General features: G+C 43.7%; 10 protein-coding genes. 7 read left to right on the top strand and 3 right to left on the bottom strand.

The features are described from left to right. The first annotated feature begins 6 nt into the window (after window positions 1–6). Window positions 7–1,278: a GGDEF domain-containing protein gene (locus EP13_RS09680; protein ID WP_044057114.1), complete on the top strand. Its 1,272-nt coding sequence runs from the start codon at window positions 7–9 to the stop codon at window positions 1,276–1,278. On the opposite strand, the gene rmuC is transcribed toward EP13_RS09680, so the two are convergent. Both rmuC and EP13_RS09670 read right to left on the bottom strand, forming a co-directional pair. Continuing rightward, the gene (rmuC, locus tag EP13_RS09675; RefSeq protein WP_044057113.1) at window positions 1,257–2,645 is read right to left on the bottom strand and encodes a DNA recombination protein RmuC; all 1,389 of its coding nucleotides are present in this window, start codon (window positions 2,643–2,645) and stop codon (window positions 1,257–1,259) included. The genes EP13_RS09680 and rmuC overlap by 22 nt on opposite strands. An 89-nt stretch (window positions 2,646–2,734) precedes the next feature. Further along, on the bottom strand, window positions 2,735–4,264 hold the full coding sequence (locus tag EP13_RS09670; RefSeq protein ID WP_044057112.1) for a fumarate hydratase: 1,530 nt from the start codon (window positions 4,262–4,264) through the stop codon (window positions 2,735–2,737). 181 nt (window positions 4,265–4,445) lie between these two features. On the opposite strand from EP13_RS09670, the gene pabB reads away from it, so the two are divergent. The 3 genes from pabB (at window position 4,446) to EP13_RS09655 (ending at window position 7,924) form a co-directional block, all read left to right on the top strand. Then, complete coding sequence (gene pabB, locus EP13_RS09665; protein WP_044057111.1) at window positions 4,446–5,876, top strand: aminodeoxychorismate synthase component I; 1,431 nt, start codon at window positions 4,446–4,448, stop codon at window positions 5,874–5,876. Next, window positions 5,863–6,435: a CoA pyrophosphatase gene (locus EP13_RS09660; RefSeq protein ID WP_044057110.1), complete on the top strand. Its 573-nt coding sequence runs from the start codon at window positions 5,863–5,865 to the stop codon at window positions 6,433–6,435. Before pabB ends, EP13_RS09660 begins: the two co-directional genes overlap by 14 nt. A 115-nt stretch (window positions 6,436–6,550) precedes the next feature. After that, window positions 6,551–7,924 carry an L-serine ammonia-lyase gene (locus EP13_RS09655; RefSeq protein ID WP_044057109.1) on the top strand — a complete coding sequence of 458 codons (1,374 nt, stop codon included), beginning with the start codon at window positions 6,551–6,553 and terminating at the stop codon, window positions 7,922–7,924. Between the two features lie 78 nt (window positions 7,925–8,002). On the opposite strand, the gene cysB is transcribed toward EP13_RS09655, so the two are convergent. Then, window positions 8,003–8,977, bottom strand: a complete 975-nt coding sequence (gene cysB, locus EP13_RS09650) for an HTH-type transcriptional regulator CysB (protein WP_044057108.1) — start codon at window positions 8,975–8,977, stop codon at window positions 8,003–8,005. 241 nt (window positions 8,978–9,218) lie between these two features. Here cysB and EP13_RS09645 point away from each other — a divergent pair, with 241 nt between their 5' ends. The 3 genes from EP13_RS09645 to EP13_RS09635 all read left to right on the top strand — a co-directional run bounded on the left by EP13_RS09645 (window position 9,219) and on the right by EP13_RS09635 (window position 12,350). Further along, a complete protein-coding gene (locus EP13_RS09645) occupies window positions 9,219–9,920 on the top strand; it encodes a sensor histidine kinase (RefSeq protein WP_044057107.1) in 702 nt (233 codons plus the stop codon). A 78-nt stretch (window positions 9,921–9,998) separates the two neighbouring features. Beyond that, entirely contained in the window at window positions 9,999–10,751 is a 753-nt protein-coding gene (locus EP13_RS09640; RefSeq protein WP_044057106.1) for a hypothetical protein, read from the top strand. Window positions 10,752–10,976: 225 nt separating this feature from the next. Further along, entirely contained in the window at window positions 10,977–12,350 is a 1,374-nt protein-coding gene (locus tag EP13_RS09635) for a L,D-transpeptidase family protein (RefSeq protein WP_052364353.1), read from the top strand. Window positions 12,351–12,377 lie beyond the last annotated feature (27 nt).

Below are 12,377 nucleotides of genomic sequence, written 5' to 3'. Positions count from 1 at the left end.
ACCAATATGACTGCAATTACACACGTGTTGTCTTCACCCAGTGTGAGTTTACTCAACGTCATTGCCTTATTGTCTGCTGTGGCCACCTGTACCTGGCTACTAATGGTGCAACCTCTCCGTTTGTACCGATACGCTAGTAAACGTTTTGCTATTGCAAACGCGACGCTGTTTCTTTATATCATAGCCTATCAAAACACATCCATTGGTGCTTTCAGTCACAGTGGTTTATTAAGTCATTTAAGTTTGTTCCTCTTTGCACTGCTTTACCAAAGTGGTGTCCGCATACTTTTTAAACGCCATTTGTCGTTGGTTGGCTTAACTTTGGTCATTGCATTGGTGTGTATTTCATCGGCACTGCCTTTCATGAACGCCATGGCGATGCCTTTATCCCTCGCCATAATATGTTACATGACGGCGGCCATTTTCTTTAACGGCACTGTTATTAAGTATGCGGCGCTAAAGCGCGAATTTAATACATTATCGGCGTTAATGTTAAGTATACCCGATGGGCTATTCATTGGTGTGTTAGCCATTGCTGGCGTCTCTTATTCATCTTTAATATTCAGTACTGCAGAAAGTATATGGCCTTTATCGCTCAACATGGATATAGCCCTGTGGTTCGGAATAGGTTTAGTTTTGCTAATCAATGTTACCGCCATGGCGGCTGCGGTAATGCGGTTAGTGCTTAAAATGAAGTTTTTAGCCGAACACGATCAACTCACGGGTTTACTAAATCGGCGCGCCATTTCCAAAACGCTTGTGTCACTCTGGTTAAAACTTTCCAGTGATAACCATTCGGCGACTAAGCGGGAACGCCATTTACGTCTAACCAAAGGTGTCCTACAGCACAACCAAAGTGATGTCCATAAAGACAACAACTTCAGTGTGTTAATGATAGATATTGATCATTTCAAACAGATTAACGATGAGTTCGGACATGAGGCTGGTGATTACGCCCTCACATTTGTAGCGCAAACTTTGTCTGAATTAGTCCGTGAAACTGACTATTGTGCGCGTTTTGGCGGGGAAGAGTTTATCGTTATACTCACCAATACCACCCACGACACAGCCCTGCGTCGAGCAGAAGCAATATGTGATCACTTTTCAAAAGCGGTATGGCGCGAGGGCGCGAATCCGATAACGTTAAGTATTGGCTGTGAGACGGCAACCCACACCAAAAGTATTGATCAACTGCTGTCCCATGCCGATGATGCTTTATATCAAGCTAAGCGAAGTGGAAGAAACCAGATAGTGGCTTATTCTTCATCGTTTTCCTGAATTTTTAAGCCAGTATTCGACAGTTTTTTGCTAGGCTGAACGCCCATTTCTCTGAATTTTTCAATTTGGCGCAGTAGGTTTCCCCGCCCTTGAGAGAGTTTATTAACGGCAAGGTCGTAATGGCTTTGTGCTGTATCTAGCGATTTCCCCACTCTTTCCATATCGGTTACAAAGCCCACGAATTTATCGTAAAGTTTGGCGGCTTGTTCCGCAATATGCTGAGCATTTTGATTTTGGTATTCGTACTGCCATATATTATTGATGGTTCTTAGCGCAACCAGTAAATTTGTTGGGCTAACCAGCATAATATTATTATCTAATGCCAAAGACACTAGACTAGGCTCTTCTTCAATTGCCAGTAAAAATGCCGACTCAATGGGGATAAAAAGCAAGACATAGTCCAGTGTTCTTAAACTTGAAATCGCTTGATAATCTTTTGCCCCTAACCCCTTAATGTGACCTTTAATCGAGTTTACGTGGCCAAGCAAATGTTGCTTTCTCACGTTTTCATCGCTTTCATTAAAATAACGCTCATAGCTGGCTAAGCTCACTTTCGCATCAATGATAACGTCTTTATCATTGGGTAAATGAACCACGACGTCAGGCTGTAATCGACGCCCCTGTTCGCTTTGCGCTGCTACTTGAGTTTCAAATTCATGACCTTCACGTAACCCTGACTCTTTTAGAATTCGTTCTAGGATCACTTCCCCCCAATTTCCTTGGGTTTTGTTATCCCCTTTTAACGCGTTAGTGAGTGCAGCTGCTTCTTGAGTGATTTTTTGATTCAGTTCTTTTAGCCCAAGAATTTCGGTTTTTAAGGAAGCCCTTTCTTGACCTTCTCGGATGTGTTGCTCGGTAACTTGTTGTTTAAAGCTATCTAATTGGGTTTTAAATGGGGCAAGTAGTGCTTCAATATCTTGCTTACTTTGCTGATGGTAGCGGGCATTTTTTTCGTCGAAAATGCGATTAGCCAAATTTTCAAATTGCGACTGTAAACGTTGTTCAGCACTGCTCATTAGCGCCAATTTTTCTTCATGGCTTTGCATAAGAGCATCTAATCGCGCTTTTTGCGCTTCATTTTGCGACTGAACTTTCATAAAGTTTGACTGTAAGTTGTTATACGCATTAGAAAGCTCGCGCTTCTCTTCTAACACGATATCGTAATGACGCGCTTTTTCACTGAGGGAGCCAAGTTCTTTCTGAAGCGTTGTCTGATGGTGTTGGTGTTGTTCAATCAATGCATTAGCGGCGTCAAGCTGCTGTTGTATTGTTTTTAAACGCTGCTTTGAAAACGCCCAGATCATTATGATGAGAACAAGAAATAATGGGAAAAGAAGATAAACGGGGTTAGAAACGTCAAAAGTCATATGAATACGAGCACTGTTATTTTATACAGCACTATAAACAAAAACAGGCGCCAATGGCACCTGTTTTTAAAAAAAAGCGAGATTCTAGCCTATTTCGACAATGTGCTATCTAAATCTTCTATTTTCGCTTTCCAAATGGCTGGACCATTTTTGTGGGCGTTTGCCCCGGTACTGTCTACGGCTACGGTAACAGGCATATCTTCTACCTCAAACTCATAGATAGCCTCCATACCTAAATCTTCAAACGCGACCACACGAGATTTCTTAATAGCTTTAGATACAAGATAAGCTGCGCCACCTACCGCCATCAGATAAACGGCTTGGTGCTTGGCAATAGAATCTACTGTTGCTGGGCCACGTTCAGCCTTCCCAATCATGCCGATAAGGCCGGTTTTTTCTAGCATAAGGTCGGTGAATTTATCCATGCGCGTTGCCGTAGTCGGGCCTGCTGGGCCGACGACTTCGTCGCCAACTGCATCGACGGGTCCTACGTAGTAGATGAACCTATTGGTTAAATCCACACCTTCGGGTAAGCCTTCGCCATTTTCCATCATGGTTTGGATTCTCTTGTGTGCAGCATCTCGACCGGTAAGCATCTTGCCTGACAGAAGCACGGTTTCACCGACTTTCCAGTCTTGTATATCTTCTTTCGTGACATCATCAAGATTAACGCGGCGGGTGTTTTCGCTCACTTCCCATGTGACCTCTGGCCAATCTTCTAATTTTGGCGGCGTAAGTTCCGCAGGGCCTGAGCCATCAAGATAGAAGTGAGCGTGACGGGTGGCGGCACAGTTAGGGATCATTGCCACTGGCTTAGACGCAGCATGGGTAGGCAGTGATTTAATCTTAACATCTACCACGGTAGTTAACCCACCTAAGCCTTGTGCGCCAATACCTAAACGGTTAACACGGTCGAAAATTTCAAGACGAAGCTTTTCATCGGTGGTTTCTGGGCCACGCTCTATGAGTTCTTGAATATCAACCGGATCCATAAGGCTTTCTTTTGCAAGTACTGCGGCTTTCTCTGCAGTACCGCCAATGCCGATGCCTAGCATGCCCGGTGGACACCAGCCAGCGCCCATAGTCGGTAAGGTTTTAACCACCCAATCAGCAATATCATCACTGGGGTTTAGCATTACCATTTTTGATTTGTTTTCAGAACCGCCACCTTTCGCAGCGATCATGACTTCAATTTTTTCCCCTGGTACCATATCAATATGCACCACAGAAGGCGTGTTATCTTTCGTGTTCTTTCTTGCGCCAGCAGGATCGGCAACAATGGATGCGCGTAATGGGTTATCAGGGTTCAGGTAGGCACGACGTGTACCTTCATCAACCATCTCCTGTACCGTCATGTCGGTTTTGTCCCAGGTTACACCCATGCCTATTTTAACAAAGCAGGTCACAATACCCGTATCTTGACAGAGCGGGCGTTTACCTTCAGCAGACATTCTGGAGTTTATGAGAATTTGCGCCATGGCATCTTTTGCAGCTTGGCTTTGCTCTCTGTTATAAGCTTCTTCTACTGCTTTTACGTAATCGAGCGGATGATAGTAGGATATAAATTGCAGGGAATCTTCAATGCTATCTATGAAGTCTTGTTGACGGATAACGGTCATGGCATCCTCTTTTTATTGAGCTTTCGTGGTCTTGGCTTGGTAAAAAAGCGTATACTAGCGCATCTAAAACAATCGCACCACGAAAACAGCCTTAGTTGGCGATGATTCGGGCGCATTAGCAACACCCTTGGTGGGTATTCTAACTATTATTATCATTACCTAGCGCAGAGTTTAGATTTTCATGTCCGTGTTACCTCTCTCGTCAATAACCATAACTGAATACAACGACACCCATAATAGACGCTTAGTGGATATATTTGCGCCACATGCAAACGATCCTTGGGCTATCTTGTTCGATAATTGTGATTCAACAAAAAGCGATGGTCGATTCAGTATTATGCTGTGGCAACCTGTTCGCACGGTAACAGCATATCAAGGGCAAACGCGCACGCATTGCCTATTAACAAACAAGAAAGAAGAAATAGACTCCCCGCCTTTTGAGGCAGCCGAGCACTTCCTTCATAGTATGGTTAAACACCTATCGATAGCGCCATCAGCGCCTGATATTGCAAACGTGTTGCCGTTTATGATTGGTGTTGCTGGAATGGCTGGTTACGACACAGGACGCTATTACGAAGCTTTACCTTCATACGCTGAAAGCCACTACCAGACAGAAGATTTCGCCGCTGGGCTTTATTTATACTCATTAATTGAAGACAACCTAACAGGTAAAATGTATTACTGTAGCGCAGATGGCACCACAATCCCGAATCTGCGAACCTTCGATAGCGTACCGAAAGCCGATAACCAAGGGTTTCGTCTTACCAGTGATTGGCAATCGAATTTATCCAAAGAAACCTATATTAGGTGCATCGAAAAGATACATGACTATTTAAAAGCCGGCGATTGCTATCAAGTCAATTTTGCGCAGCGTTTTACGGCTGGCTTTAGCGGCTCTGTTTGGCAAGCGTACGAGGCATTAAGGGTGGCAAATCAAGCGCCTTTCTCGGCATATATGAAACTTGCTAATAGCAGTATCGCCAGTATTTCCCCGGAACGATTTTTAAAGGTCGTCAATAAAATCGTTGAAACCAAACCCATAAAGGGTACGCGCCCACGCTTTGCCGATAAAGAAGAAGATGCTGCAAGCGCGTCCTCATTGTTAACGGCGGAAAAAGATCGGGCGGAAAATTTAATGATTGTGGATTTACTGCGCAATGATATTTCCAAGCACTGCGTACCGCATAGTGTCACTGTGCCCTCGCTTTTTGCCCTAGAAAGCTATGAAGCCGTGCATCATTTGGTAAGCACGGTAACAGGGGTACTCCATGATAACGTTAGTCCTCTTAAGTTACTTGCCTCGGCGTTTCCGGGTGGTTCTATTACTGGAGCGCCGAAAATTCGCGCGATGGAAGTCATTGATGAGCTAGAAATACACCGCAGAAACATATATTGTGGCAGTATGTTCTATATGGGATTTAGAGAGGATCTCGATTCAAGCATTTGTATTCGAACCTTACTTGCCGAAAAAGAACAAATACACTGTTGGGCAGGCGGCGGGATAGTTCTTGATTCTGTGCCCGAGGATGAGTTTCAGGAAACATTAGATAAGGTTTCAAAAATCCTCCCTGTGTTATCGTCACAGTTTGGGAGCAATAGTGACAAGGACTGAATTTTTACACCAATTTCATCATTTACGGTTAACGCGAAGAGAGCCGGATTACCCACTTAAAGCTGAAGCTCGTCCGGCGGCGGTGCTTATTCCGTTGTTAGATTACGGCGATAAATTGCATGTTTTGCTAACCGAACGCGCGCATCATTTACGACATCATCCTGGACAAATTAGTTTTCCTGGCGGCGCAGTTGAAGAGAGCGACGAAACTGTAGTCGAAGCGGCAATGAGGGAAGCGAATGAAGAGATAGGGTTACCGCGACAAAATGTGGAAGTCATAGGTTTATTGCCTTCCTACAGAACGGTGAGCAGATATAAAGTTGCCCCTGTCATTGGTTTTGTCGACCCGAACTTTCAACCACAGTTAGATGCCAATGAAGTAGAAAGTGCTTTTGAAGTTCCCCTCGCCCACTTATTAGACAGGCGCAATCATCTGGTTCATACCACTCATCGCGACAAACGCCCTTTTCCTATTTATTTTATACCTTGGCAAGATAAAATGATTTGGGGTGTTACCGCGGCCATACTGCGGAACTTGTCACATCATATCCACCCTTAAATATTTCTTTACACCTCATTAGCATTTCTAATCATCTGATTAGCTTTTCTGTATTGTACTATCCTTACTATACATGCATGATCTTAAGTCTAAGTCATCGTTGAGGTTTGTTATAATGATTAGTGTTTTTGATATGTTCAGTATAGGTATAGGGCCTTCGAGTTCACACACTGTTGGACCCATGCGCGCCGCTGCTGATTTCGTGAAAACATTATCTAATGATGAAGCCCAATTTAACGCCATTGATAAAGTTACCGTGGAATTGTTCGGTTCCCTTGGGCAAACCGGCGTGGGCCATGGAACCGGCAAAGCGGTTATTCTAGGTTTATGCGGCGAACTTCCCGACCTTATTGATGTCGATAAAATAGACCCTCTATTAGAAGAGGTACATACCACACAGCGCTTAGCGCTAAATGGATCGCATGCTATATCGTTCCCCAATAAAAATGCCATTGTATTTCATCGTCGTAAAACATTACCAAAGCATGCAAACGCATTAACGCTATATGCCTATTGTGGCGAACAGATAGTGGCAGAACAAACTTACTACAGTATTGGCGGCGGTTTTATCATTAAAGATGAAGACTTTGATGAAACCAAGACGTTGGCGGCAGAGACACAGTCAAAGGTGCCCTTCCCCTTTAAAAGCGCGGCAGACTTGCTCGTTCAATGTAAAAACAATGGATTGAGTATTAGCGCGCTGATGCTGGCCAATGAAACTACGTTTCGACCTCGTCATGAAGTAAAACAAAAACTGCACCATATATGGCTAACCATGAAAGCCTGTATTCAACGTGGTATCGAAACGGAAGGCATATTACCGGGTGGACTTAAAGTCGTGCGCAGAGCCCCTGCGCTTTATCGACGTTTGCAAACGGAACACACTAGCGATCCTATGCAAACCATGGATTGGGTAAATTTATTTGCCCTAGCGGTAAATGAAGAAAATGCGGCGGGTGGCCGAGTGGTCACAGCACCTACTAATGGCGCTGCGGGTATCTTGCCGGCTGTGTTGCAATACGTTGATAAATTTATTCGCCCTGTTGATGAAGAACTGGCAAGTCGGTTTTTACTCACGGCGGGTGCAATAGGCATTTTATACAAGGAAAATGCATCAATTTCTGGTGCTGAAGTGGGCTGTCAGGGTGAAGTTGGTGTGGCCTGTTCTATGGCTGCTGGCGCGCTCGCTGAAATTATGGGGGGCACGGTGTCGGCGGTTGAGAATGCCGCAGAAATAGGCATGGAGCATAACCTTGGACTGACCTGTGATCCCGTGGGAGGCTTGGTTCAAGTGCCTTGTATAGAGCGTAACGCGATGGGCGCAATTAAAGCAATAAATGCGTCTAGACTCGCCTTAAGAGGCAGCGGTGAACACAAAGTGTCGTTAGATAAGGTAATTAAAACCATGCGTGACACGGGCAACGACATGAAAACCAAATACAAAGAAACCGCACGAGGCGGTTTAGCAGTCAACATTATTGAGTGTTAACGGGCGTCTATATCGACCAGTACATTTAATGGAACACCTTGGTGTGTAATATTAAATGCACTGGTGACAGCGTTCGCCTTATTTCACTGGCAAGGTAACGCCTTTAAACATTTTCTCTACTTCATCATTGTTTTTAAGCATCATGGCTTTTTCCACCTTATCTTTAGTTAAATGAGGTGCGAAGCGCTCAATAAAGTCATACATGTAACTGCGTAGAAACGACCCTTTTCTGAACCCGATTTTGGTCGTGCTGTAATCAAACAAATGGCTGGCATCAATTTTCACTAAATCGTCGTCTAGCTCTTCACTGACTGCCATAGACGCTATCACACCAATTCCCACGCCCAATCTTACGTACGTTTTGATTACGTCAGCGTCGGTGGCGGTAAATACGATTTTAGGGGTAAGGTTAGCGCGCTCAAATGCTTGGTCTAACTCTGAACGGCCAGTAAAACCGAAAACATAAGTCACAAGGGGGTACTTGGCAATATCGCTAATGTCGATAGTGCCCTTTTTCGACAAAGGGTGATCTTTGTTTACGATGACACTTCTATTCCAGTGGTAGCAAGGCAACATGACCAGGTCGTTATATAAGTGCAAAGCTTCAGTGGCAATGGCAAAGTCAGCTTCACCTTTGGCCGCTAAGTCACTAATTTGAGACGGTGTGCCTTGATGCATGTGTAAGGAAACTTTGGGATACTTTGACATGAACCCTTGAATAACATCAGGCAATGCATAGCGAGCCTGGGTATGGGTAGTTGCAATGTTGAGTTTACCCTGATCGGGTAAGGTGTGTTCACGGGCAACGGCTTTGATGCTTTCTACCTTGGCTAAAATTTCGCGAGAAATATTAATAACATCATGCCCTGCATCGGTTACGTGGGTGAGGTGCTTACCGCTACGGCCAAAAATCTGAACGCCTAACTCGTCTTCCAGCATGCGCACTTGTTTGCTGATGCCCGGCTGCGAGGTAAATAAACTTTCTGCGGTTGCAGATACGTTCAAATTATTGTTTAGTACTTCTACGATGTACCGTAACTGTTGTAATTTCATTGTGAACACCACTCGTCATTGTTGTACTACTACTATAACGCTATCCTTATAACCAAAACTACTATTTATTGCTATACACTATTACAAAAAGCAGTTTTGACTGCGAAAAAGGTAGGCATTTTACAGCGAAATAAGTGATACTAACCACTTGTAACTTACCGAGTATTTTATTTTCTGGCCGATAAGCGGCATGTAGTGTGGCGTAGCGTCACTATGTTGAAGAAAATATAAGGTTAAAAAAATGACTGATAATAAGCAGCTATCCTCTCCCATAGACTTTTCATCCGTATTAGCGGCTGCTGTTCATGATATGAAAAACTCTTTGTTTTTACTTATTCAGTCCATTGAAAACCTGGCGGGAGAATTGCCTTCTGACAATGTTGAAGCGCGAGAGCAAGTCGCTAATGTGCATTACGAAGCCTCACGGTTAAATACTAACTTAGTTCAAATATTGTCGTTATATCGTTCAGAGTTAGAAAGCTTACCCATTACTGTGGATGAGTGCTTCATCGCCGATCTAATAGATGATGTGGTGGGGTCTAACCGCCTGTACGTAGAGCAAAAGAAAATTGGCATTACCATTCAGGTGGATTCCGAACTAAGCTGGTATTTAGACAGTGAACTTATTTATTTGCTAATTAACGATGTATTAGTCAATGCCCTTCGTTACGGAACTTCGAAGATTATCATTTCGGCTTCAGTGCAAAACGCACACCTCAACATTAAAGTAGAAGATGACGGTGCGGGTTATCCCCCATCCATGCTTGAAAAGAGTCACGAATCTTTGTCTGAGTTTCAACTTAGTCAAGGGCGTACGGGCTTAGGATTATTCTTTGCGCGTTTAATTGCAGCCGCGCATTCACAGGGTGAAAATAGTGGTGAAATATCGCTTTCCAACGGCGGTGATCTAGGTGGAAGTGTTTTTGAGGTAAAAATACCGTAACATTAGCCGATAGAATAGAAAACACGTTATAACTATCGAACGATAGCAATACATAATGACTTAAATGGAACTACACGAATGTACGTGATAATAATAATTCTGATTGTTGTACTTTTAATTGCGGCCATATTTATTAATGCGGTACAACAGCATCGCGCAAAAATTGAATCAGAACGCCGTGCTGAGGTGTCCAAACAAAAAGCAATTATCGATGAGACAGAGAATGTCATTATGGCCTGTGTGAATATTCCTACCTCACCTCGTTTGATGGAAGTCTTGCATAATCGCGTGCTAAATGCGCTTAAAGTGATTAATGAGCACAATAGTACCCCTGAGATTAAACAACGGATTAATGACGCTGAACAACGCACAAGCAGTGGCAGTGATGGCGCCGCGACGAGCGATTTCGTTTTGCCTGATAATGACAAATTAATTATCCAGTATATTCAGGCGGTCAAGAAACTACGTATTCTCCTTCGCTCGGAACATAGTAAAGGCAAAGTGGATTCTAAAACGTTTATTGATGAAGAAAAGCAGTTAGAGCGTCTACAGATTAAAGTGAATGTAGAAACACTGATTAAACGAGGTCGGGCTGCACACCAAACGAATATGCTAGGTTCAGCACGCCAATATTATGAAAAAGCCAAAGCTGCGCTAGAAAATCAGAATCAAAAAGATGAATACGCCCATTCTCGGTTAGCCAACCTAACGGAATGGTTAAACGAAATTCAAAGCAACCTGAAAAGTGTGAATGCGCAAGATCGTGCGAAACGTCAAGAAGAAGAGCGCGACGAGCTAGACGAATTATTTGCACCAAAGAAGAAGTGGTAATTGTAAAAGTTACCTCTTCGTCTCTCCTCTTTTCCCATAAAATATTTACCACCTATTCCTCAATCCTACACATAAAGGCCTAACGACGTTAGGCCTTTTTTATTGGCTATTAAATATACTCTTTTGCAATCAGAAGCTTAGCGGCTGCTGGTCTATTGGCATTGGTTTTGCGAGTTCCAGATTGAACAGATTTTCGAAGGATCAGTTAATCAAGGGAACAGTTAAATGGATATCAAGCAGCGTAAATTGGCTATTAAACCTTTTTCAAAGCAAAGCGACAAAAATGTAACCTCAACGCCAAAGCACAAATCGGTGTCTACGCGACGCGCTAGGGTGTTGGTTAAACGATCATTGGGCAAGTCCTTTATTGCACTTGCGGCATTATGGGCGCCGCTTGTAGGCGTTGCAGCACCAGTAACCACACCATGGCATCAAAACACTGAACCAACTGAGCAATTTTCTTCATTAGATAGTCGTGTAGCACGTATGCAAGAGGCGCAAGCCTATTATGAAACGATAATAGAGCAAGGTGGTTGGAAGTCATTAGACGCCGGTGAACTATTGGCAGAAGGCGCACTGCGTAAAGGTGACACCTCACAAGCGGTGTCGTTACTTATCACTCGCCTTGCTAAGGAGTATCCTGCGCTTCACACTTTATGCGATGACCGTTCCGTTCTATCACCTAGCCTTCGCCACTGTACTTTTGATGAATTAATTGAAGACGCAGTGAAAGACTTTCAACAACGCCACGGACTAGATGTTGATGGCGTAGTGGGCAAAAATACGCTTGCCGCATTGAATATAACCGCAGAACAAAAAAAGCAACAACTGGCATTAAACATTGCGCGTCTAACCGCGTTTGAGGCAAACGATGAAGATGCGTATGTGCTCGTGAATATTCCAGAATTTCGTTTGCGTTATATCAACGATGGTCAGGTTAAGGCGAAAAAAGATGTGGTTGTTGGTAAGCCAAGTTGGGCCACGCCTTCGTTTAGCGATGAAATTGAAAAATTTGTGGTTAATCCAGAGTGGCGAATCCCGCTTTCTATCGCTACGCGAGAAATTGCACCAAAAGTGGCTGAAGATCCTGATTACCTTGAAAAAAATAACATCGTCATTCGTAAAAATAGCTTCATCGACGATGAATTGGTTGACCCTAGTACCATTGCTTGGGCCAGCGTAAAGCCCTATCAATTTGACCATTTCCTGGTGAAACTACCTCACGATAAAAATCCATTGGGAAAAGTGAAATACCTGTTCCCTAACCCACATGCGGTGTATGTGCACGATACGCCTTATCAACAGTGGTTTAACGAACCTGTACGTGCAGCGTCTCACGGTTGTATTCGTCTAGAAGACCCATTTTCTTTAGCAAAGCTAATTGCAGAAGAACAAGGCGTAGAGAGTTTAATGGACAACGTAATATCGGCCAGAGATCTACGTGAATCAAAAACATTTCATCTTAGGGAACCCCTACCCATTCATTTAGTGTATTGGACCGCTTGGGCAGATGAAAATGGCAGAATTAATTTCAGAAATGATATTTATCGACGTGATGCGCGAGACACGCAATCGTTATCTCAATTAGCTTCTTTATAAAAAGGCAGGAGTTTTTGATGCTGACAA

The sequence above is a fragment of the Alteromonas australica genome, assembly GCF_000730385.1.
In the GTDB taxonomy this organism is placed as follows: domain Bacteria; phylum Pseudomonadota; class Gammaproteobacteria; order Enterobacterales; family Alteromonadaceae; genus Alteromonas; species Alteromonas australica.
This window is presented reverse-complemented; position numbering and strand designations above follow the sequence as displayed.